This window comes from Streptomyces sp. NPDC003016 (assembly GCF_053591455.1).
The window spans coordinates 1-21385 of sequence record NZ_JBSFTV010000019.1; the positions used below are offsets into that span (position 1 = coordinate 1).

The 21385-nt window shown below is 72.3% G+C and carries 20 protein-coding genes; 8 read left to right on the plus strand and 12 right to left on the minus strand.

Annotated features, from left to right (window positions below; all coding sequences use genetic code 11):
• Positions 1 to 163: 163 nt before the first annotated feature.
• Positions 164 to 1651, minus strand: a complete 1488-nt coding sequence (locus tag ACWDZ4_RS17935; RefSeq protein ID WP_451509352.1) for an LVIVD repeat-containing protein — start codon at positions 1649 to 1651, stop codon at positions 164 to 166.
• A 159-nt stretch (positions 1652 to 1810) separates the two neighbouring features.
• Between ACWDZ4_RS17935 and ACWDZ4_RS17940 the strand changes: the two genes are divergently transcribed.
• Positions 1811 to 2494 (plus strand): DUF305 domain-containing protein, encoded by a 684-nt coding sequence (locus ACWDZ4_RS17940; protein WP_451509353.1) that lies wholly within the window; start codon positions 1811 to 1813, stop codon positions 2492 to 2494.
• A gap of 12 nt (positions 2495 to 2506) precedes the next feature.
• On the opposite strand, the gene ACWDZ4_RS17945 is transcribed toward ACWDZ4_RS17940, so the two are convergent.
• The gene (locus ACWDZ4_RS17945) at positions 2507 to 3055 is read right to left on the minus strand and encodes a DUF6214 family protein (protein ID WP_451509354.1); all 549 of its coding nucleotides are present in this window, start codon (positions 3053 to 3055) and stop codon (positions 2507 to 2509) included.
• Positions 3056 to 3223: 168 nt separating this feature from the next.
• On the opposite strand from ACWDZ4_RS17945, the gene ACWDZ4_RS17950 reads away from it, so the two are divergent.
• On the plus strand, positions 3224 to 4588 hold the full coding sequence (locus tag ACWDZ4_RS17950) for an FAD-dependent oxidoreductase (protein WP_451509355.1): 1365 nt from the start codon (positions 3224 to 3226) through the stop codon (positions 4586 to 4588).
• Between the two features lie 43 nt (positions 4589 to 4631).
• Here ACWDZ4_RS17950 and ACWDZ4_RS17955 read toward each other — a convergent pair whose 3' ends face one another.
• The 4 genes from ACWDZ4_RS17955 to ACWDZ4_RS17970 form a co-directional block, all read right to left on the minus strand.
• On the minus strand, positions 4632 to 4979 hold the full coding sequence (locus ACWDZ4_RS17955; protein ID WP_451509472.1) for an ArsR/SmtB family transcription factor: 348 nt from the start codon (positions 4977 to 4979) through the stop codon (positions 4632 to 4634).
• A gap of 135 nt (positions 4980 to 5114) precedes the next feature.
• Positions 5115 to 6212 carry an NADH:flavin oxidoreductase/NADH oxidase gene (locus ACWDZ4_RS17960; RefSeq protein ID WP_451509356.1) on the minus strand — a complete coding sequence of 366 codons (1098 nt, stop codon included), beginning with the start codon at positions 6210 to 6212 and terminating at the stop codon, positions 5115 to 5117.
• Positions 6213 to 6317: 105 nt separating this feature from the next.
• Positions 6318 to 7181 carry an SMP-30/gluconolactonase/LRE family protein gene (locus ACWDZ4_RS17965; protein WP_451509357.1) on the minus strand — a complete coding sequence of 288 codons (864 nt, stop codon included), beginning with the start codon at positions 7179 to 7181 and terminating at the stop codon, positions 6318 to 6320.
• Positions 7182 to 7248: 67 nt separating this feature from the next.
• Complete coding sequence (locus tag ACWDZ4_RS17970; protein ID WP_451509358.1) at positions 7249 to 8019, minus strand: IclR family transcriptional regulator; 771 nt, start codon at positions 8017 to 8019, stop codon at positions 7249 to 7251.
• Between the two features lie 246 nt (positions 8020 to 8265).
• Here ACWDZ4_RS17970 and ACWDZ4_RS17975 point away from each other — a divergent pair, with 246 nt between their 5' ends.
• The 3 genes from ACWDZ4_RS17975 to ACWDZ4_RS17985 all read left to right on the plus strand — a co-directional run bounded on the left by ACWDZ4_RS17975 (position 8266) and on the right by ACWDZ4_RS17985 (position 11519).
• Positions 8266 to 9414 (plus strand): mandelate racemase/muconate lactonizing enzyme family protein, encoded by a 1149-nt coding sequence (locus tag ACWDZ4_RS17975; RefSeq protein ID WP_451509359.1) that lies wholly within the window; start codon positions 8266 to 8268, stop codon positions 9412 to 9414.
• A complete protein-coding gene (locus ACWDZ4_RS17980) occupies positions 9411 to 10427 on the plus strand; it encodes a zinc-dependent alcohol dehydrogenase (RefSeq protein WP_451509360.1) in 1017 nt (338 codons plus the stop codon). Before ACWDZ4_RS17975 ends, ACWDZ4_RS17980 begins: the two co-directional genes overlap by 4 nt.
• Before the next feature lie 117 nt (positions 10428 to 10544).
• The gene (locus tag ACWDZ4_RS17985; protein ID WP_451509361.1) at positions 10545 to 11519 is read left to right on the plus strand and encodes a hypothetical protein; all 975 of its coding nucleotides are present in this window, start codon (positions 10545 to 10547) and stop codon (positions 11517 to 11519) included.
• Positions 11520 to 11646: 127 nt separating this feature from the next.
• On the opposite strand, the gene ACWDZ4_RS17990 is transcribed toward ACWDZ4_RS17985, so the two are convergent.
• The 4 genes from ACWDZ4_RS17990 to ACWDZ4_RS18005 all read right to left on the minus strand — a co-directional run bounded on the left by ACWDZ4_RS17990 (position 11647) and on the right by ACWDZ4_RS18005 (position 15974).
• On the minus strand, positions 11647 to 14199 hold the full coding sequence (locus ACWDZ4_RS17990) for an alpha-L-arabinofuranosidase C-terminal domain-containing protein (RefSeq protein ID WP_451509362.1): 2553 nt from the start codon (positions 14197 to 14199) through the stop codon (positions 11647 to 11649).
• Positions 14200 to 14319: 120 nt separating this feature from the next.
• Positions 14320 to 14721 (minus strand): hypothetical protein, encoded by a 402-nt coding sequence (locus ACWDZ4_RS17995; protein WP_451509363.1) that lies wholly within the window; start codon positions 14719 to 14721, stop codon positions 14320 to 14322.
• 163 nt (positions 14722 to 14884) lie between these two features.
• Entirely contained in the window at positions 14885 to 15154 is a 270-nt protein-coding gene (locus ACWDZ4_RS18000; protein WP_451509364.1) for a hypothetical protein, read from the minus strand.
• Entirely contained in the window at positions 15120 to 15974 is an 855-nt protein-coding gene (locus ACWDZ4_RS18005; protein WP_451509365.1) for a hypothetical protein, read from the minus strand. The genes ACWDZ4_RS18000 and ACWDZ4_RS18005 overlap by 35 nt, the downstream gene beginning before the upstream one ends.
• 210 nt (positions 15975 to 16184) lie before the next feature.
• On the opposite strand from ACWDZ4_RS18005, the gene ACWDZ4_RS18010 reads away from it, so the two are divergent.
• The gene (locus tag ACWDZ4_RS18010; protein WP_451509366.1) at positions 16185 to 17270 is read left to right on the plus strand and encodes a WD40/YVTN/BNR-like repeat-containing protein; all 1086 of its coding nucleotides are present in this window, start codon (positions 16185 to 16187) and stop codon (positions 17268 to 17270) included.
• Between the two features lie 30 nt (positions 17271 to 17300).
• On the opposite strand, the gene ACWDZ4_RS18015 is transcribed toward ACWDZ4_RS18010, so the two are convergent.
• A complete protein-coding gene (locus ACWDZ4_RS18015; protein ID WP_451509473.1) occupies positions 17301 to 17822 on the minus strand; it encodes a 2Fe-2S iron-sulfur cluster-binding protein in 522 nt (173 codons plus the stop codon).
• A gap of 226 nt (positions 17823 to 18048) precedes the next feature.
• Complete coding sequence (locus tag ACWDZ4_RS18020) at positions 18049 to 18726, minus strand: uracil-DNA glycosylase (RefSeq protein ID WP_451509367.1); 678 nt, start codon at positions 18724 to 18726, stop codon at positions 18049 to 18051.
• A gap of 484 nt (positions 18727 to 19210) precedes the next feature.
• On the opposite strand from ACWDZ4_RS18020, the gene ACWDZ4_RS18025 reads away from it, so the two are divergent.
• Both ACWDZ4_RS18025 and ACWDZ4_RS18030 read left to right on the plus strand, forming a co-directional pair.
• Positions 19211 to 20311, plus strand: coding sequence for an N-acetylglucosamine kinase (locus ACWDZ4_RS18025; RefSeq protein ID WP_451509368.1), 1101 nt, complete (start codon positions 19211 to 19213; stop codon positions 20309 to 20311).
• An 11-nt stretch (positions 20312 to 20322) separates the two neighbouring features.
• Complete coding sequence (locus tag ACWDZ4_RS18030) at positions 20323 to 21249, plus strand: sirohydrochlorin chelatase (protein ID WP_451509369.1); 927 nt, start codon at positions 20323 to 20325, stop codon at positions 21247 to 21249.
• Positions 21250 to 21385 lie beyond the last annotated feature (136 nt).

The window sequence follows — 21385 nt, forward strand, 5'->3', positions numbered from 1 at the left end:
AGGAACGGCGGTACCCCTCCAGTTCCTCGTCGACGACTTCGACCGGCGGTGGCCGGCCGTCCACGGCGTACAGGACGCCGCCCGCCTCCGCCCGTACGGCGAGGAGGTTGCCCGGCGCGCCGGGCGGAGAACCGCCCGGCGGCACGCTCGTGCACGGGGTGGATCAGCGGCGGTAGTCGGGCTGCGTCTGCACGTTGAGCTCGCTCAGCCGCACCCTCTGGGCGCCGTCGGTGCGCTTGTCGTTGAGCTTCAGGACGTCGAAGCCCTTGGCCATGTCGTTGGAGTAGATGTAGCCGTTGTAGTAGTACGCCGACCAGGATCCGGCGGTGGACAGGGCGGTCGTGCTGAGGGGGCCGCGCTCGAAGAAGGCGATCTCCCTGGGCTTGGCCGAGTCGGTGAAGTCCCAGACGGAGATGCCGCCCTGGTACCAGGCCTGGACCATGATGTCCTTGCCCTTGACGGGGATCAGCGAGCCGTTGTGGGCGACGCAGTTCTCGGTGTCGGCCTGGTGACGGTCGATCTTGAAGTAGCTCTTGAAGACCAGCTTGCGCTGGTCGCCCTTGCCGGTGATGTCGTAGATGCCGTCGGCGCCGCGCTCGGGGCCCGTGGCCGCGTTGCAGGTGGCGGCGGAGCCGCCGCCGAGCTCGTCGGTGAAGACGACCTTGTCGGCCTTCTGGTTGAAGGTCGCCGAGTGCCAGAACGCGAAGTTGACGTTGTCCTGGACGCGGTCGATGACCCTGGGCTTCTCCGGGTCCTCGATGTCGAAGATGATGCCGTCACCCATGCAGGCACCGGCGGCCAGGTCCTTCGAGGGCAGCACGGTGATGTCGTGGCAGCCGGTGGTCCTGGAGACGCCCGGGTTGGTGGGCGCGCCCGGGTTTCCGCCGTCCGGGAAGAGCACCGGGAAGTCCACGACCGCGGACTTCTCCGGGGCGCGGCGCGGCACCTTGATGATGGAGATGCCGTCGTGCGGCGGCTTGCAGTCCGGGAACGTCTCGCTCGGCGAGTACGAGGAGACGTAGACGTAGACGTTGCGTCCCTCGGGCACCAGGGTGTGCGTGTGCGAGCCGCACGCGGTCTCGACGGCGGCGACGTACCGCGGGTTGCTCTTGTCGCTGATGTCGAAGATCTTCATGCCCTCCCAGGAGGACTTCTCCGTCGCGGGCTGCGAGGTGCTCGTGCACGAGTTGTCGCTGCGCGAGGAGTCCGTGGAGAGGAAGAGCAGGTTCCCGGAGACGGAGATGTCGTTCTGCGAACCGGGACACAGGACCTGGGAGACCGTCTTCGGGGCCTTCGGGTTGCTGATGTCGAAGATCCGGAAGCCGTCGTAGTTGCCGGCGAAGGCGTACTTGCCCTGGAACGCCAGGTCGGAGTTGGTGCCCTTGATCGCGTCCTTGGGGATGTTCACCAGGTGCTCGATGTTCTTGCTGTGGACGATCTCGTCCACGCCGGGTATCTCGCCGTTCTCGATGGCGGCCCTGGCTTCGGCCTGCTGTGAGGTGGACAGGCCCTTCTTCTTCGCGGGCGCGTCTCCCGGGTCGGGGATCGCGACCGCGGGACCGGCCGTCAGCAGCGTGGCGAAGAGCCCTGCCGCGGCTGCTGCCACGCCCAGGCCTCTGCGCCGCACGCGGGTGATGTGCAACGAGGTCACTGCGTCCTCCTTTGTATCCGTTCGTAGTTGAACGGTTCGTACACCCCGGCAGTATCGTTGTTTGCATGCACATCTCAACAGATGGCAACGAAGACGTAATGAAAGTTTTTGATCATCGGTGTGTAGAAGCGTGCTAAAAACAGACACCAACCGCCCCCCATGCCCCAGGAGGTCGCCGTGTTGATCCGCCGCAGCTCCGCACGCGCCCGCAGACTTTCATGCGTGGCGGCGACGGCCGCGATCGCCGTGCTCGGCCTGGGCGCATGTGACGCGGGGAGCGAGACCGCGCCGAAGACGAAGGCGGCCGCCGGGCCTTCGGTGGTCGCGCCGGGCAAGCCGGGCGAGCCGGCGAGGACCATGTCGGCGGACGAGGCGGAGAAGGCCCTGCCCGACGGCTCCCCCAACGGGGCGGACTTCTCGTACGCGCGGATGATGATCGAGCATCACGGCCAGGCGCTGGTGATGACGGAACTCGCCCCCAGGCGCGCCGCGTCGGCGAAGGTCAAGCGGCTCGCCGAGCGGATCGCGGCGGCCCAGGGGCCGGAGATCGGCGCCATGCGGGGCTGGCTCGACAACAACGGCGGCAAGAAGCACCGGGGCGGCCACGACCACGCCTCGATGCCGGGGATGGCGACGGCGAAGCAGCTCGCGCGGTTGCGCGCGGCCAGGGGCGAGGACTTCGACCGGCTCTTCCTGGAACTGATGGTCATTCACCACGAGGGCGCGGTCGGCATGGCGACCGATGTCCTCTCGCAGGGGAACAACGTCCAGGTCGAGGAGATGGCGACCGATGTGCTCGCGCAGCAGAGCGCCGAGATCGGCAGGATGCGCGACATGATGTGAACGCCCCCGGCTCTAGCGGCGGTTGTGACGGGGGGACAGAAGGCCCTCGTCACGCGCGCCCGCGATCAGCCTGAGCGACTTGCGGCGGCTGCGCCCCGTCGCGCACATCACCGCGAGCACCGGGTCCCGCCCCGCCTGCTGGGCGGCCCGGTACGCCTGGGCCGCGATCCGCCGGCCCGCCCTGCCGCCGGGCCAGGAGGGACGGGCGCGCCCCACGGGCGGCGGCTGCGGCCCGTACGCCGCGACGACGGGCCTACGCGGGGCCTCGACGGCCGCCTGGCGGGCGCCGGCCGGCCCTTCGGCCCACTCCGCGACCGCCGTGAAGCCGTCGAGCGGCAGATCCGCACGCACCTCCTCGACGGTGATCCGCTCCGCCGACATCGCGGCGAGCACGTCGATCCTGGCGCCGTCGGCGAAGGTGAGCCGCACGGTGAACCAGGCGGACCGGGGCGGGGAGGCGGCGTCGGCTGAGCGGCCCTCCGGGTCCTGTACGGGCCGTACCGGCGCCGCCGCATTCGGCTCATAATGGTTGTTGACATCAAAAAAAGCACTTTCCAGCACGGCGGAAACGTAACCCCGTCCCGCCCCGGGCCCGCCACGGCGCGCAGCGTGTACGACGCAAGGCACCCCGGTGGGGGTCTCCCGCGCCGTTCGGGTCATGGGCGGACACCTCCCCCGGCCCGCCGATCGATGCCATGCTGGAGACCTCCGCGGGAAGGAGCCCCCGCCGTGCTTCGAGTCGCAGTCATCGGTTCAGGCCCCAGCGGGGTCTACACCGCGCAGGCCCTGGTGCAGCAGAGTGCGGTGCCCGACGTGCGGGTGCACGTACTGGACCGGCTGCCCTGTCCGTACGGACTGGTGCGCTACGGCGTCGCACCGGACCACGAGAAGATCAAGTCGCTCCAGGGCAGCCTGCGCACCGTGCTCGAAGACGAACGGGTCACCTTCGTGGGCCATGCCGAGGTGGGAGCGGCCGGGCTGACCTGCGCGCGGCTGCTGGAGCTCTACCACGCGGTGGTGTACTGCGTCGGGGCCGCGACGGACCGCAGGCTCGGCATTCCGGGTGAGGACCTGCCCGGGAGCTGGTCGGCCACCGACTTCGTCTCCTGGTACAGCGCGCATCCGGACGCGTCCGGGCGCGGCTTCACGCTGGGCGCGCGTTCGGCCGTCGTGATCGGGGTGGGCAACGTGGCGGTGGACGTGGCCCGCATCCTGGCGCGCGGCGCGCACGAGCTGCGGTCCACCGACGTGCCGCAGCCGGCACTCGACGTGCTGGCGGGCAGCCGGGTGCGCGAGGTGCACATGGTGGGCCGGCGCGGCCCTTCGCAGGCGAAGTTCACCACCAAGGAACTGCGGGAGCTCGGCACCCTGCCGGACGCCGGGGTGGTCGTACGGCCCGAGGAGCTCGCCCTGGACCCGGCGTACGCGGATCCCGGATCGGCGGCGGCCGCGTCGCTCCCCGCCGCGAACCGGCGCAATGTCGAGGTACTGAGGGGCTGGGCCGCCGCGGGCGGTTCCGGGGAGCGGGCGCGCCGTATCCACGTGCGGTTCTTCCTGCGGCCCGTGGAGGTGCTGGAGGAAGGCGGGCGGGCGGCGGGGGTGCGCTTCGAGCGCACGGTGCCCGACGGCGGCGGCGGCGTACGCGGCACGGGAACGTACGAGGACATCGAGGCGCAGCTGGTGCTGCGGTCGGTCGGCTACCGGGGGGCGCCGCTCGCCGGTCTGCCGTTCGATCCGGGGAGCGGGACGGTGCCGCATGCCGGGGGACACGTGCTGCGGGAGGGCGTCCCGTCACCGGGCGAGTACGTGGCGGGCTGGATCAAGCGGGGCCCGACGGGCGTCATCGGCACCAACCGGCCGTGCGCCAAGGAGACGGTGGCGTCGCTCCTCGCGGACGCGCCGGCGCTCGCCCGGCGCCCGCTCGTGGACGACCCGCTCGGCGCACTGCGGGAGTCGGGGATCCGCCCGGTCGTGTGGAACGACTGGCGGGCGATCGAGGCGGCGGAGGCGGCGCTGGGCGTCTCCCTGGGGCGCCGGTCGGTGAAGCTCCACGACTGGGCGGGGCTGCTGGCCGCCGCGCACGGCGGGGCCTGACGCGGTCCGCCGGCGCCCCTCGGCGACAGCCGTCGCCTCCGCGTCAGCCGTCGGTGCCGAGCCGGTCCGCCTCCAGTGCGGCCGCCGCGAGGACGCGGTCGAGGAGGCCGGGGAAGAGCAGGTCCAGATCCTCGCGGCGCAGCCCGTTGAGCTTGGCCGTTCCCCGGTAGACCTGCCGGATCACACCGCTCTCGCGCAGTACGCGGAAGTGGTGGGTGGTCGTGGACTTGGTGACGGGGAGCGTGAAGTACGAGCAGGAGAGATCGGACTCGGCCACCGCCATCTCACGGACGATACGCAGCCGCATGGGATCGGAGAGCGCGTGGAGCACCCCTTCGAGGCGGATCTCGTCGCGCGTGGGGTGCGCGAGTTCACGCGCACTCGTCGTCACGGCGTTCACGGCGTTCACGGCGTCTCCAGTTCGTCCGGGAGCGCCATTGTACGACATCTATCGTAATTCGGGGTGGATCATCCTGCGGGCGGGGCCGGCCGGCCTGCGGCCGCGGCCCCGCCCACGGGGAGGTGTTCAGACCGCGCGGTGGTACTGGTCGGGGGTGTGCACCTCGCCGCCCAGTTCGCGCGCGGCGTGGCGGGCGAACGAAGGGTTGCGCAGCAGTTCCCGGCCGAGCAGTACGGCGTCCGCCCGGCCGTCGGCGAGGATCTTCTCGGCCTGCACCGGGTCGGTGATCAGGCCGACCGCGGCGACGGGCAGGCCGGCCTCGGTGCGGACCCGCTCGGCGAACGGCACCTGGTAGCCGGGGCCGACGGGGATCCGCGCCCGCGGCGCGAGTCCGCCCGTCGACACGTCGAGCAGGTCCACCCCGTGCGCCCGCAGCTCACGGGCGAAGCGGACGGTGTCGTCGGCGGTCCAGCCGTCCCGCTCGTCCTCGGGGTTCTCGGTCAGCCAGTCGGTGGCCGAGATCCGGAAGAACAGCGGCAGGTCCTCGGGCCACACCGCGCGCACCGCGTCCACGACCTCCAGGGCGAAGCGCGTGCGGTTCTCGAAGGAGCCGCCGTACGCGTCGGTGCGGTGGTTGCTGTGCGGGGAGAGGAACTCGCCGATCAGGTAGCCGTGCGCGCCGTGGATCTCGGCGACCTTGAAGCCGGCCGCGAGGGCCCGCCGCGCGGCGTCCGCGAACTGTCCGGCGATCTCCGCGATCTGCCCGGTGGACAGCTCGGCGGGCGCCGGATGGTCCTCGTCGTACGGCAGCGGGCTCGGCGCGACGGGCTGCCACGCCTCGGGGTCCGCGACGATCGGGGCGCCGCCGCGCCAGGGGCGGTCGGTGGACGCCTTGCGCCCGGCGTGCGCCAACTGGATGCCGGGGACCGTTCCCTGGCTCTCCAGGAACGCGGTGATGCGACGCAACGCCTCGACCTGCCGGTCGTTCCAGATGCCCAGGTCGGCCGGGCTGATCCGGCCCTCGGGGCTGACCGCCGTGGCTTCCACCAGGATCAGGCCGGTGCCGCCCGTGGCGCGGGCGGCGTAGTGGGCGAAGTGCCAGTCGTGCGCGACACCTGCGTTCGGCCCGAACACCTCCGCGCTGTACTGGCACATGGGCGCCATCCAGACGCGGTTGGGAATGGTCAGCGATCGCAGGGTGTAGGGCTCGAAGAGGGCGCTCACGAAGGACTCCGTTTCAGCTGGTGCGGCTGGATCGACTGCGCTTAGTACGATACACACCGTACTACGGCGATCGTCAAACTACGAAGCCCTTCGTACAACCGCGCCTCAGCCGGCGAACGGCGTCGAGGGCACCCCCCGGCCCGCGCCCGGAAGCACCAGCAGCGAACCGGAGAGCGGATGCGGGCGGCCCGGACCGGACCGGGCCGTGGTGACGTACAGGTCACACAGGCCGGCGCCGCCGAAAGCGCAGGCCGTGGGGCGGCACACGGGCAGCTCCACGGTCCGGTCGAGCCGCCCGTCCGGCGTGTACCGGCGGACCGCCGCGCCGTCCCAGAGCGCCACCCAGACACATCCGTCGGCGTCTACGGTCAGACCGTCGGGGAGGCCCGCACCGGTCTCGATCTCCGCGAGCCGGCGCCGGTTCACGGCCTGCCTGCCGTCGAAATCGAAGACGTCGATGCCGCGGGTGGGGCTGTCGACGTAGTACATGAGCCGCCCGTCGGGGCTCCAGCCCGCGCCGTTGCTGACGGCGGCGGTCAGCACCCGCACGGCCGTGCCGTCCGGCGCGATCCGGGTGAGGCTTCCACCGCCCGGCTCCTCGTCGTAGCGCATGGTGCCCGCCCACAGCGCCCCGTCGGGGGCGACGGCCGCGTCATTGCCGCGACGGCCCGGCACGGGATCGCGCACCAGCCAGGAGAAGGCCAGGTCGGGTCCGTACAGGCCGATTCCGTCACGGAGGTTGACGACCAGGCCGCCACCCGCCCGCGGCTTGGCCGCGCCGACGTGCTGCCCGGTGGCCATGACCGTACGACGGCCGTTCGCCGGGTCGTAGGTGTGGACGCGCGCGGACAGGATGTCGACCCAGACCAGCCGGCCCGCCGCCGCGTCCCAGGTCGGCCCCTCACCGAGAGACGCCCGCTCCCGTACCGCGACATCCGGCCTCGTGAACGGCCTCGTGAACGGCCTCATGGGCGGCCCCCGGACAGGCTCACGAACGGGTTCACGGACAGGCTCACGAACGGGTTCACGGGCAGGCTCACGAACGGGCCCGGTGGCCGAGGCGGACCGACAGGTCGGTCGCGCCCTTGGCCGCCAGCTCGGCCAGCTCGGCCTCCCGCCCCTCGCTCCACCGGATCATGGGCACGGAGATGGAGAGCGCGGCGACGACCCGGCCCGCGCTGTCCCGCACCGGGGCGGCCACGCAGCTCACGTCCGGGTTGGACTCCCGGTGCTCGAAGGCGAGCCCGCGCTCCCGGATCTCCGCGAGTGCGGTGCGCAATTCCCCGGGATCGGTAATGCTGTTGGGAGTCATCGCCGCGAAGTCACGGCCTTCGATGCGGGCGTCGAGCTGGGCCTGCGGCAGCGAGGCGAGCAGCATCTTTCCGACGGAGGTGCAGTGCGCGGGCAGTCTGCGGCCGGCGGCCGAGACCATCCGGACCGCGTGCGTCGAGTCCACCTTGGCGATGTAGATGACGTCCGCGTCCTCCAGGATGGCGACATGAACGGTCTCGTCACAGGTCTCGGCGACCTCCCGGGCCACCTGCTGCCCCTCGGCGGCGAGATCGAGCTGTTCCGCGTACCGGCTGCCGAGCTGATACGTACGTACACCGAGCCGGTAGCGGCCGGGCTGGTCGGGCACGGACACCACGTAGGAGCGCGCGGCGAGCGTGGTGAGCAGCTCGTGCACCGTGGTGCGCGGCAGCTGGAGCTTGCGCGTGACATCGGGCGCGGACAGCGTGCCGTCCCCTTCCAGGAACAGCTCGAGTATGTCCAGCGACCTGGTCACCGCCGGAACCAGTCGTCCCACGATCGGCCACCCACCTCTTCTGTTCGAAACTCCGGCCATTGGCCGGTATGACGAACACAGGCTAGCCGCAGATTCGTTCGCCCGGCAATGGCCGCGCGTGGTCGGCGCGTGGTCGGCACAGGGCCGGCGCGGGGTGACGCAGGGGTGGCGGGCGGGCCATTGACACCCCGAGGACCGGCTGATTACGGTCACGCCAGCATTTCGAACACATAACGAAATCCCGAACACCTCCGAGGGGCAACCGCCTTGCGCATTACGGGAATCAGCACGCACGTCGTCGGGACACCCTGGCGCAACCTCACTTATGTCGTCGTCCGTACGGACGAAGGTCTCACCGGTGTCGGCGAGACCCGGATGCTGGGCCGCACCGACGCGCTGCTCGGCTATCTCCGCGAGGCCGAGACCAACCACATCGCGGGATCCGACCCCTTCGCCGTCGAGGACCTCGTCCGCAGGATGAAGTACGGCGACTACGGGCGGGCCGGCGAGATCGTCATGTCGGGCATCGCGGTCGTGGAGATGGCCTGCTGGGACATCAAGGGCAAAGCACTCGGCGTACCGGTCTGGCAGCTGCTCGGCGGAAAGGTCACCGACCGGGTCAAGGCGTACGCCAACGGCTGGTACACCACGGAGCGCACTCCCGAGGCGTACCACAAGGCCGCGCAGACGGTCGTCGAGCGCGGTTACCGCGCACTGAAGATCGATCCGTTCGGAACCGGGCACTACGAGCTCGACCACGCCGGCACGCTCTACGCGGTGTCGCTGATCGAGGCCGTACGGGACGCGATCGGCCCGGACACCGAGCTGATGCTGGAGATGCACGGACGGTTCTCCCCCGCAACGGCGGTGCGGCTCGCCCGCGAGCTGGCGCCCTTCGCGCCCGCCTGGCTGGAGGAGCCGGTGCCGCCGGAGAACCTCAAGGCACTGGAGAAGGTCGCCGCCAAGGTGGACATGCCCCTCGCCACCGGGGAGCGCATCCATGACCGGATCGAGTTCCGCGAGCTGTTCGAGTCGCAGGCCGCCGACATCATCCAGCCGGACGTGGGACACATCGGCGGCATCCTGGAGGCCAGGAAGCTCGCCGCGACCGCCGAGACGCACTACGTGCAGATCGCCCCGCACAACGTGGGCGGCTCCGTACTGACCGCGGCGAGCCTCCAACTGGCCGCCTGCACCCCGAACTTCAAAATCCTCGAACACTTCAACGATTTCGCCGACGCGGAGATCAAGAAGGTGGTGCGCGGAGCGCCCGAGGTGGTCGACGGTTACTTCGAGGTCTCCCACGCGCCCGGCCTCGGCGTGGAGCTCGACGTGGCGGCGGCGGCCGAGTTCCCGCAGCAGCAGGCCAAGTTCGATCTGTGGGCCGAGGGCTGGGAGCAGAGGAAGAGCGGGTGAACAGCCGCGCGATCGTCGTCGAGCGGCCCGGCTCGCACCGGCTGGTGACGGGGCCGCCGCCCGAGCCGGGCCCCGGCGAGGTGGTGGTGCGGGTCGCCGCCGCCGGGATCTGCATGAGCGACCGCGAGGTGTACGACGGCCATCGCGACGCGGCATACGTGCGCTATCCGGTGATTCCCGGGCACGAGTGGTCCGGGACCGTCGAGGCGGTGGGCGAGGGGGTCGACACGGGGCTCCTCGGGCGCAGGACCGTCGCCGAGGGGTTCCGGTCCTGCGGCGCCTGCGAGCGGTGCCGCAGCGGCGACACGTCGCTGTGCGCCTCGGGGTACGACGAGACGGGCTTCACCCGGCCCGGCGCCTTCGCCGACCATGTCGCCGTGCCCGCCCGGCTGCTGCATCCGCTCGCCGACGACGCCGACCTGCGGGCCGCCGCGCTCCTGGAGCCGGCCGCAGTGGTCGCCTCCGCCGTACGGGCCGGGCAGGCCGGGGCGGGCGAGCGGGTGGCCGTGGTGGGCGCGGGCACGCTCGGGCTGCTGGCCGTGCAGTTGCTGGCGGCCGCGAGCCCCGGTGAGCTGACGGTGTTCGACCCGCGCATGGAACGGGCCGTTCAGGCGCTGGAGTTCGGGGCGACCCACGCGCGTACGCCCGAGGAGGCGGAAGACCTCGCGGGCCGCTACGACCTGGTCCTCGAGACCGCCGGGGCGCCTTCCACCGCGGCCTCGTCCTGCCTGCTGGCCCGCCGGGGCGGCCGGGTGATCCTCACCGGGATCTTCACCGCGGGCGCGACGGGGATCGATCTGGTGCATCTGTCACTGAGCCAGCTGACCGTGCGGTCCGTCTTCGGGGCGCCGTCGTCGGCCTGGGCCTTCGCCGTACGGGCGTTCGGCTCCGGGCTGATCGATCCGCGGCCGCTGATCACCCACGAGTTCCCGCTGGAGCGGTTCGGCGATGCGGTGGCGCTGGTCGGGGGCGGCGATCCGAAGACCGGGAAGGTGCTGCTGCGGCCGTCGTGAGCGGCCGCAGACCCCTCCCTCCCGGCGCGGCCGAAGCCGCCCGGCAGTGACCAGGACCGGCGCGCAGGTGTGCGCCACGAACCGAATCTTGACCGAGACGCCGAACCAAGGAGTTCCGTGACAGCCCCGTCAGCCCCCCGCCGCCCCGGCGCCGACGCCCTCGCCCGCATCGGCCACGCCACACCGGACGACAACCCCGCGGACTCCTCCCCGCACGCGTTCCCCGACGGCGGCACCTGGCGCACCGAGGTGCCCTCGGTGGAGGGCCCGGAGGCGCTCGCCGTCGTACTCAAGGAGAGCTCGCGCCTCGACGTCCCGGTCCACCGCGTCAGCCAGGGCAGCGGCATCTGGATGCTCACCGACGCCGACATCACCGAGATGGTGGAGTCCTGCGCGGAACGCGACATCGAGCTCTGCCTGTTCACCGGGCCGCGCGGCACCTGGGACACCGGCGCGGCCACCCGCACCGACTCGGGCGGCGCGGGGCTCCGCGCCCGCGGCCACGACGCCCTGGCCGGATGTGTCGAAGACGCCCTGCGGGCATCGGCGCTGGGGGTCAGGTGCCTGCTGGTCGCCGACGAGGGCGTGCTGTGGACGCTGCACCGGCTGCGCACCGACGGCCTGCTGCCCGCCGACACCACCTTCAAGGTGTCCGCGCTGATCGGCCCGGTCAACCCGGCTTCGTACGCCGTGTACGAGAGGCTCGGGGCGGACTCCGTCAACATCCCCTCCGACCTCGCCCTCGCCCACTTCACCGAGATCCGCCGGGTCAGCCGCGCCCCCATGGACCTCTACGTGGAGGCACCCGACGACCTCGGCGGCTACATCCGGATGTACGAGGCGGCGGAGCTGATCCGGCGCGGCGCGCCGCTCTACCTGAAGTTCGGGCTTTCGAAGTCCCCCGGCATCTACCCGTACGGCGCCCAGCTGCGCGACACCGCGCTGGCCGGCGCCCGTGAGCGCGTACGCCGGGGACGCCTCGTACTCGATCTGCTCGCCCGGCACGGCGCGGACGGCGGGATGTCGCCGCTCGGCTCCCGGCTGCCCGGGGCTCTCCACCGGTTCCCCGTCACCGCTCCCGGGAAGGACTGATCCGAAGAGGCCGTCGGGGAACGGCACATCGCTGAGCACACGACTGGGCACACCACTGGGCACACCACTGAAGCCCCCTGCCGGATCAGGTTCCGGCAGGGGGCTTCGGACCGCGTCGGGCCGGGTGTCAGCCGGTCTTGACGCGCATGAAGGTGACGGAGTGCGCGGGGAAGGTGTACGTGAAGGTGTCGTCGACCCCGTCGAGAGTGGAGCTGCGGGGCCTGATCGGCCGGTCGGTGGAGGTGTTGACCGCGTCCGGGGCGCCCTGGAGCGTGGTCAGCCGCGCCTTGGACGCCACGTCGGCGTGGCGGCCGAGGTCGATCTCCGTACGGGCGGGGGCGTCCTGGGCGTTGACGACCTTGACGATGAGCTCGCCGGTGGCCTTGTCGCGGGTGACGACCTGACGGAAGGGCTCGGCGGTCTTGTCGTCGGTGAAGCTGCCCCACTCCTTCCCGTCCAGGAACAGGGTCACCTGCCGGCCGCGCACCTTGACCTCGATGTCGTACGTACGGCCGCTCTCGATGGTCGTACCGCGCTCGATGAGGGTCTGCTTGGCACCGCCCGCGGCCTTCTCCACGACGGAGCGGGTGTTGCCCCAGCCGCCGAGGTTCCACCAGTAGTGGTTGCCGGTGTCCTTGACTCCGAAGGCGACGAGGAAGCCCTCCTTGCCGGACTTCTTCGTGGCCTTCAGCTTCAGGTCGTAGTCGTGCCAGGAGGAATCGCCCGCCGTGACGAGGGTGTTCTCGGCGGCTGCGTCGGACTGGACGTACGCCCCGTCCTGGACGGACCAGGAGCCGGTGCCGGCCGCCTTCGTCCAGCGGCTGTCACCGCCGGAGAAGTCGTCGGCGAACAGGCTCGCGCCGTCCGCCGACGTGACCCGCACGTCGTCGTACGCGGCGGCGGTCGCCCAGGTGGACAGGCCGACGGCACCGGTGATCGGACCGCTGACGGCGGGGGTCCCGGACGCGCGGCTCGGTACCACCTCGTCACCGACGTTGTTCATGAAGAGCTTCTGCGTCTCGTAGCTGGCACTGCCCCACGAGGCGGTGTTGTCGAACCAGATCATGTCGGGCCGCCACTGCGCGTCGTTGGTGTCGGCGAGGAGCGGGGCGTACGAGGCGAGCTTGACGACGTCCGCGTTGCGTTCGAGGCCGGTCATGTAGGCGGCTTCGGCGAGGGCGTTGGAGAAGCGGTTGTCCAGGGACGCGTACTCGCCGAGGAAGACCTTGGGGCCCTTGCGGTCGTAGGCGTCGTAGCGGTCGTTGTTCTCCAGGAACCACTGCGGGCTGTTGTAGTAGTGCTCGTCGATCATGGCGACACCGGCGTCGCGGCCCAGCTGCCAGGCGCGGTCGAAGGTGGTGCCGCTGTCGTCGGGGCCGGAGTTGCTGATGACGGTGATGTCCGGGTACTTCGCCTCGATGGCCTTGCGGAACTCCGTGAAGCGCGCGAAGAACTCGTCGGGGAGGTTCTCCTCGTTGCCGACCTCCAGGTGGGTCAGGCCGAAGGGCCTGGGGTGGCCCATCTGCGCCCGCTTCTTGCCCCACGGGGAGGACACGGGCCCGTTGGCGAACTCGATGAGGTCGAGCGTGTCCTGGATGTGGCGCCGGAGCAGCGCGGGGTCGTCGGTCGCCTTGTTCTCGCCGCAGCCGGTGACGAGGGCGGGGACGACGGGCAGGGCCATCGCGCCGATGTCCTCGGCGTACTGGAAGTACTCGTAGTAGCCGAGGCCGTAGGTCTGGTTGTAACCCCAGAAGTTGGCGTTCACCGCCCGCTCCTCGACCGGGCCGACGGTGTCCTTCCACTGGTAGGACCGCTTGCGCTCGAAGTCCGGTGCCTCGTACGCCTCGTGGCTGCCGGTGTTGACCAGACAGCCGCCGGGGAAGCGCAGGAAGCCCGGCTTCAGGGCGGCTGTCTTCTCGGCGAGGTCCTTGCGCAGGCCGTTCGGCCGGCCCTTGTAGGTGTCGCGGGGGAAGAGCGAGACCATGTCGAGCCGTACGGTGCCGCTGCCGCCGGCGGTGACGGCGAGCCGGCCGGCGTCGCCGGTCGTGCGGGCGGTGAGGGTGCCGGTGTACTTGGTCCAGCGGTCGCCGCGTGCCGTGATGCGCAGGGGCTTCGCCACCAGGGTGGATCCGTCGCGCAGTTCGATGCTGAGCGGCGTGCCGCCCGCCCGGTCGGTGCGCGCCCACACCGAGAAGTCGTACTTCTTGCCGGCCTGCACCGCGATCCCCGCGTTGTAGCCGGAGTTCGCGATGCCGAAGCGGTCGCCGCCGTCGCCGTCGCCGTTGAGGTCGAGCCGCAGGTAGCGCCGGTTGCGCTCGTTCAGACGCCCGCCGTCGTCCACGACGCGCGCCGTGCCGGTCGCCGCGCCGCTCGCGGTCTCGCTCCAGGCGGTCATCGGGGTGTACGCGCGGTTGTCGACGGGGTCGTACTCGAAGGAACGATTCTGCACGAGTTCGGCGTACAGGCCGCCGTCGGCGGCGTGGTTGATGTCCTCGTAGAAGACGCCGTACATCGAGTCGTCGATCGCGGGCCCGGTGCCGGCCGGGTCGACCTCGATCGAGTAGTCGGCCGCTTCCGCCGCGGCCGGGGCTTCGGTGGGTGCGACGACGAGTGCGGCCGTCAGACCGGTGAGGACGGCCGCGACGGCGAGACCGCGTCCGGGCCTTCTCGGACCTTGCATCTGGGCTCCTGGTGTTTCGTTCGAAATATCGGACATTGACCACAATGCCGAACGAGAACATAGGCAGATGCCCGCGGAAGGTCAACTCCCCTGCACCATGAGGAAATTCTCCGCAGCGGATTACGCGCGGCGCCGGAGGCCGATCTCCGCGTCCGCGGGGTAGCTCTGGGTCCAGTGGCGCCCGACGTCCGACGTCCACGTGACGTGGACGGTGTCGCCGTCGGTTCTGACGCGGTCCACCGTGAGCGTGCGCTCCCCGCCGCGTACGTCACCGCGGCGCAGCTCGCCGGCCTTGACGGTCGGGTACGTGTCCTCGGCCTGCGCCTCCGCCGCGTCGGCCGCCCGCACAAGCGCCGCGGCCAGCTCCCGGGCCTGCGCGGGAGTGGCCACCAGGGGGACGTAGGCGCTGCCCCGCGCACCGATGTGGATCTGCCCCGCCTCCGCGTTCACGGACGGCCCCGGGGCGACCTCGACGAGGGCCGCCGGACCGTCCGGGGTGGTGTGCATGCGGATGTCGGGCATGTTTCTCTCCTCAGGCCTGCGCGCCCACCGTGACCGTGCCGATGGGTGCTTCGGGAACGCCCTCCATGATCCCCCGGTCACCGGCTTCCGGATCCCTGCCACGGCTTCAGGTCCCCGGCCTCGCGGATCGCGGCCTCGCGGATGGCTCCCCGTGCCCCGGCCGCTACCAGTCGCCGTCGGTCACCGGCTTGCCCGGCGCGTCACCGAGCGGCTTCACCTGGTGCGGTGACGGCTGCTGCCACGGCGTGTGGTCCTCGCCCAGCCGCTCGCCGACCGGCTGCACGCCGCCCAGGGTGTCCGTGGCGGCAAGGTCCTCGTCGTCGGCGCCGTAGTAGTCGAACCAGGGCAGGCCCGCCCGGGTGTACGCGGCCCGGTCCACGGGGGACGGCGGAGGCTCTTCACCGGTGATGCGCCGCCAGTCCGGGGGCGCCACCAGGGGGACGAAGACCCGGACCGACGGCTCGTCGGCCCAGTCGGAAGCGGGCCGGTCGTCCTTGTAGACCTCCTGGCGCATGGAGCCGCCCACGCCCCACCCCATCGCCGCCGCCCGGGGCCGGGGCGCACCGCCCGGCCTGCTGCCGGGCCCCGCGGACATCGGGGCCGGGCCCGGTGTGACGGCCGCCGGGGCCGCCGCGCCGAACGCGGCCGTCAGGCCGGGGTTCTCCGCCCGGGCCGACTGCTCCGCCGGCCGCCTCTGCTCCTGCCGCCCGCCTCTGCTCCTGCCGCCACGCCGCCGGCGGGCCGTCCTTGAGCGGCCACGCCTGCAGTTGCAGCCCGCCCCACTTCTCCTCGCCGGTGACCTGGCCCTCCACGGTCGCGCCCATCCCCAGCGGCACCGCGACGAACTGCCGCACCGTGCCCGTCCCGGAGTTGATCCCGTCGAGCCACGGCTGGCGCGGCAGCGCCAGGTAGTTCTGCGGATTCCGTGACAGCCTGCCGCTCCACGCCTTCCCCGAGACCGCGCACACCTTCCCCACCCCCACCTGGAGGGCGCCCGGCTCCGCGGTCCCGGCGAAACTCAGCCACATCGCCTCCCGCAGGTACACGGGCAGCATGACGCCGCCCCTGGCCGACCACTCCCGGGGCACCGCGCCGGCGTAGTCCTCGACCCTGCGCAACGGGAAGTCTCCCAGGCCCGGCGGCAGCGGGTGCGTCCCCTTCCCGGGCAGGCGCAGCGTACGTACGGAACACACCCGTACCCCGCCCGGCAGCAGCAGGCTGTCCCCGTCGATCCGTACCGTCGCACCGGTCACCGGCGCACTCCCCTCGCCTCGGTACCGCTGATCGCTTCCCCACTACCACGACCGCGCCGTACCGTCCGGTTCCGGCCGGGGGCGCCATGTGGACCGGGGCGCCCCGCGTGCCGCCCGAACTGCGGCGACGCCCGCTCCGAGGGCCACTGTCAGTGGTCGGGTGCACACTGGCCCCGTATCTGAGACAACGGCGTCCTGGAGGTGTCGGCCATGTCCGACGTACTGCTCACCGTGGGAACACGAAAAGGGCTCTTCATCGGCCGCAGGCGCGGCGGCGGGTGGGAGTTCGACGGGCCGCATTTCAACGCGCAGGCGGTGTATTCGCTGGCCATCGACACCCGCGGCGCGGTACCCAGGCTGCTCGCCGGCGGGGACAGCGCGCACTGGGGCCCCTCGGTCTTCCACTCCGACGACCTGGGCGCGACCTGGGTCGAACCGAAGCGGCCGGCCGTGAAGTTCCCGGAGTTCACCGGTGCGTCGCTGGAGCGGGTCTGGCAGCTGCGTCCGGCGGGACCCGAGGCGCCCGACGTGGTGTACGCGGGCACGGAGCCGGCCGCGCTGTTCCGGTCCGAGGACCGCGGCGAGTCCTTCGAGCTCGTACGGCCGCTGTGGGAGCACCCGACGCGCTCGCAGTGGGTGCCGGGCGGTGGCGGCGAAGGGCTGCACACGATCGTCACCGATCCGCGTGACACCCGGGCCGTGACGGTCGCGGTGTCCACGGCCGGGGTGTTCCGCACGCTGGACGGCGGGGCGAGCTGGGCTCCGTCCAACAAGGGGGTGTCGGCGGTGTTCCTGCCCGACCCCGACCCCGAGTTCGGCCAGTGCGTACACAAGATCGCCCAGGACGCGGCCGACCCCGACCGGCTGTACCTGCAGAACCACTGGGGGGTGTTCCGCAGCGACGACGCCGGGGCCAGCTGGTCCGACATCGGGGCGGGGCTGCCCTCGACGTTCGGCTTCGCCGCCGCGGCGCATCCGCACCGCGCGGACACGGCGTACCTCTTCCCCATCACCGCGGACTCCGACCGGGTGCCCGCCGGCAACAGGTGCCGGGTCTACCGGACCGGGGACGCGGGCAGGAGCTGGGAGCCGCTGTCGGCCGGCCTGCCGCAGGAGCCGCATTACGGGACGGTGCTGCGCGACGCGCTCTGTACGGACGACGCCGACCCTGCGGGGGTGTACTTCGGCAATCGCAACGGCGAGCTCTTCGCGAGCGCGGACGACGGGGACAGCTGGCAACTGCTCGCCTCCCACCTGCCGGACGTGCTGTGCGTACGGGCCGCGGTCGTCGGCTGACCGACGCGGGCCGGCCGGGACATCCGGGCGTCACCGGTCCAGGACGAGGCGGGGGCAGGCAGCGCGCGAGACGCAGATGAACATGGTGTCGTGCGCTCCCTGCTCGGCAGGGGTGAGCGGGGAGTCGCGGTGGTCCACGGTCCCGTCGAGAACGGCGGTCTCACAGGTGCCGCAGGTGCCCTCCCGGCACGAGGACAGCACCTGCGCGCCGGCTTCCTCGACCGCTTGGAGGACGGTCTTGTCCGGCGGGACGGCCACCGTGATGCCGCTCCGGGCCAGTTCGACCTCGAAGGACTCGGCCGGGGCGTGCGGGCCGGCCGGGGCATGTGGGCCGTGCGGGGCATGTGGGCCGTGCGGGGCATGTGGGCCGGCCGGGGCATGTGGGCCGGCCGGGCCGAGGTCCCTGGGCGCGAACCGCTCGATGTGCGGGGCGCTGCGGGCCGCGCCGTCCGGAACTCCGGTGAAGCGGGGCTCTTCGGCAGAGTGTCCGTACGGCTCCGGCCGTGTGCACGGGGCGCCCCCGGCGACGGTTCGCGCCCGTCCTGCCCGGATTCCTGTACGAGCGAGTGTTCCACCGGCGCTCCCGCTGCTTGCCGGTCGCTGCGCCCCCGCCCGGGGCGGATCACCTGACGGCCGTCTTCTCCGCCGTGCCGGTCAGTGTGCAGCAAGGCCGCACTCGCGTCGAGACCCGCACGCCCCCTGCGGAACGCGGCCTCGATCTCGGCCCCGGTCCCGGCCTCGGCGGATGCCCCGGCCGCTCGTACGCCGGACGGCTGTCCTACGGAAGCCGCCAGTCCACCGGCTGGGCCCCCTGGCGGACCAGGAGTTCATTGGTACGGCTGAAGGGCCGCGAACCGAAGAAGCCGCGGTCCGCCGACAGGGGGGAGGGGTGGGCGGACTCGATCGCCGGCAAGCCGTCGAGGAACGGCCGCAGATTACGGGCGTCACGCCCCCACAGCACCGGGACCAGCGGCTTGCCACGGGCCACCAGAGCGCGGATGGCCTGTTCGGTCACGTCCTCCCAGCCCTTGCCACGATGGGCCGCGGGCTTGCGGGGTGCCGTGGTGAGCGCCCTGTTGAGCAGCAGCACACCCTGACGCGTCCAGGGCGTCAGATCACCGTTGGAGGGCCGGGGCAGTCCGAGGTCCGTGTGCAGCTCCCTGAAGATGTTCTCCAGGGAGCCGGGCACAGGGGAGACGTCCGGCGCGACCGCGAAGCTCAGCCCGATGGCCATTCCCGGGGTCGGGTACGGGTCCTGCCCCACGATCAGGACACGGACCTCGTCGAAGGGCTGCTGGAAGGCGCGCAGGACATGTGCTCCGGCAGGCAGGTAGGTACGGCCGGCTGCGATTTCCGCACGCAGGAAATCGCCCATCGCGGCGATGCGCCCGGCGACGGGGCGCAACGCCTCCGCCCATCCGGGCTCGACAAGTTCGTTCAACGGTAGTGCTGCCACGGAACGTCACTCTACTGGCGTACTGGACGCGCTCCCGCACCCAGCGGCACGCACTCCAACGGCACGCGCCCGGCGCGGCAGTGCGGCCCGAGCGAAGGCTGGCGGATCCGTCCCGGCCCCCTCGGCGCCGGCACCGGCGCCGACGGCGAACCGGCCCGGGAGTACAAAGCCCGGGATCCCAAGACCCGGGATCCCAAGACCCGGGAGTACAGGGCCAAGGAGTACAGGGCCAAGGAGTACAGGGCCCGGGATAGGCTGCCGCCGTCACTGCCTCTTCTTCCTGTTCTTCCTGGAGACGGTTCATGGGGGTCACGCGGGCGTTCGCCGGAAAGCAGCGGTGCCCGTTGCGCCCAGCGGTCAAGCCGCCCGGCATCCGTCATCGGCGCGGCCCGGCCCCCTCGTTCGGGAAACGGCGTCCTCGACTCATCGACCGGGCCGTGGGGTTGATCTCCTCCGCGGCACTCGGGGTGCGGCCGGCGGACCGATGGCTGCCGTGACCCCGTGGGTGCTGGGGGTCGACTCCGGCGGATCGGGGCTGCGGGTGGCGCTCGCGAACGCCTCGGACGCCGGGGCCGTCGGGAGCACGGGGACCGCCGTGTCGCGTGAGCCCGTACGGACGGGCCCCGCCGGAATCGACGCGGCGCACCTGCTGGACCAACTGCTGCCCATGGCGCGCGCGCTCCTCGACGGCGCCGGGGACGGCGCCGCATCCCCCGTCACGATCGGTGCCGTCGCGGTCGGCGCCGCCGGAATGGCGACTCTCGGCGGCGATCTGCGCGCCCGGCTGCCCGGAGCGCTGGAGAGCGCGCTGGGGGTACGGCGTCTCGCGCTGGCCGCCGACGCCGTCACGGCGTACGCCGGAGCGCTCGGCCTGCGGCCGGGTGCGGTGGTCGCGGCCGGAACCGGGCTGATCGCGCTCGGTACGGACCTGTCCGCCTGGCGCAGGGCCGACGGCTGGGGGCACCTGCTCGGCGACTGCGGCAGCGGGGCCTGGATCGGCCGGGCCGGGCTCGAAGCGGCGATGCGCGCCCACGACGGGCGGCGCGGCGGCTCCCCCGCCCTGCTGGCCCGCGTGGAAGCGGTGTTCGGGCCCGCACCCGAACTGCCCGGCCTGCTCTACCCGCGCACCGACCGGCCCGCCGTACTCGCCTCGTTCGCGCCGGAAGTGGCCCGCTGCGCCGCCGCGGACCCCGCCGACCCCGTCGCGGCGGGCATCCTGCGGGAGGCGGCCGGGCACATCGCCGACGCCGCCGCCGCCGTCTGCCCGCCGTCCGGGGAGTGCGACGTCGCGTTCACCGGCGGCCTGTTCAGGACGGGCGACGCGCTGCTCGTACCCCTGCGGGCCGCACTCGCCGAGCGGCTGCCGCACGCGCGTACCGTCCCGGCCGCGGGAGACCCGCTGGCCGGAGCCGTGCGCCTCGCCGCTTCGCTTGCCACGGACGGCCTTCGGCTGCCGGTCGACGGGCGCCTGCTGCACGTACCGACAGAGCAGGTTATCCGAACTCAAAACGACTCACGGGATAAACCGGTACAGACACCGCTCGAACGCCCCCTCCCCGAACAGGACACCACCCGAACGCAGTAGCATGCGGCGCCATGAGCTCCCCCACTGGGCCCGCATCCGGCCTGCCTGTACGAATGCCGCGACCCCGCCAGCCCGGACGGCACCGCCGGCCGGAACCCGTGGTGGCGCCCGAGGGCGCGCCCGCGTTCGTCCTCGCCGTCCCCGGCACCCCGGGCAGCGCGTCGCGCGGCCTGGCGGAGGAAGTCGTCAGTATCGCCCGTTCCGAGCTGCCCGGCCTCGACGCCAGGATCGGCTACCTCGACGGCGACGACGACGAGTACCCCACGCTGGAGAGTGTCCTCGCGCGCACCGCCGCCGAGCGCACCGCCCGCTACGAGCAGGCGCTCGCCGCGGGCCGCGAGGCGGCCGAGCCGCAGGGTCCGGCCGCCGTCGTGGTGCCGCTCCTCGCCGGCCCCGAGAGCGCCCTGATGCGCCGCATACGGCAGGCCGTCATGGACAGCCGCACCGCTGTCGAGCTGACCGACGTCCTCGGCCCGCACCCGCTGCTCGCCGAGGCCCTGCACGTGCGCCTCTCCGAGACCGGTCTGGCCCGCGCCGACCGCGCCAGGCTGTTCACGGTCACCACTGCGGCCGACGGCATCATCCTGGCCACCGTGGGCGGCGACGAGGCCGTACAGGCCGCCGGCATCACCGGCATGCTGCTGGCCGCGCGCCTCGCCGTACCGGTGATGGCGGCCGCGCTGGACGAGGAGGGTTCGGTCGCCGCCGTCGCGGAGCAGCTGCGCGGTTCCGGTTCGGCCCAGCTCGCCCTGGCGCCCTACGTGATCGGCCCCGAGGTTCCCGACAGCCTCCTGGACGCGGCCGTCAAGGAGGCGGACTGCGCGACCGCCGAGCCGCTGGGCGCCTACCCGGCGATCGGCAAGCTCGCCCTGTCGCACTACACGACGGCTCTGGGCATCGCCCCGCAGCAGCTCGCGCAGGGCATGCCGGTCCACTGAGCGATCTCCTCCTGCCGCACGCCGACCGCGGTACGGAGCGGGGGAGAGCGGCAGAGGGCCCGCACCGGGTGACCGGTGCGGGCCCTCTGCCGTGTGTCCGGCCCCGTGCGCCGGCCGCGTGTGCCGGCCGCGTGTG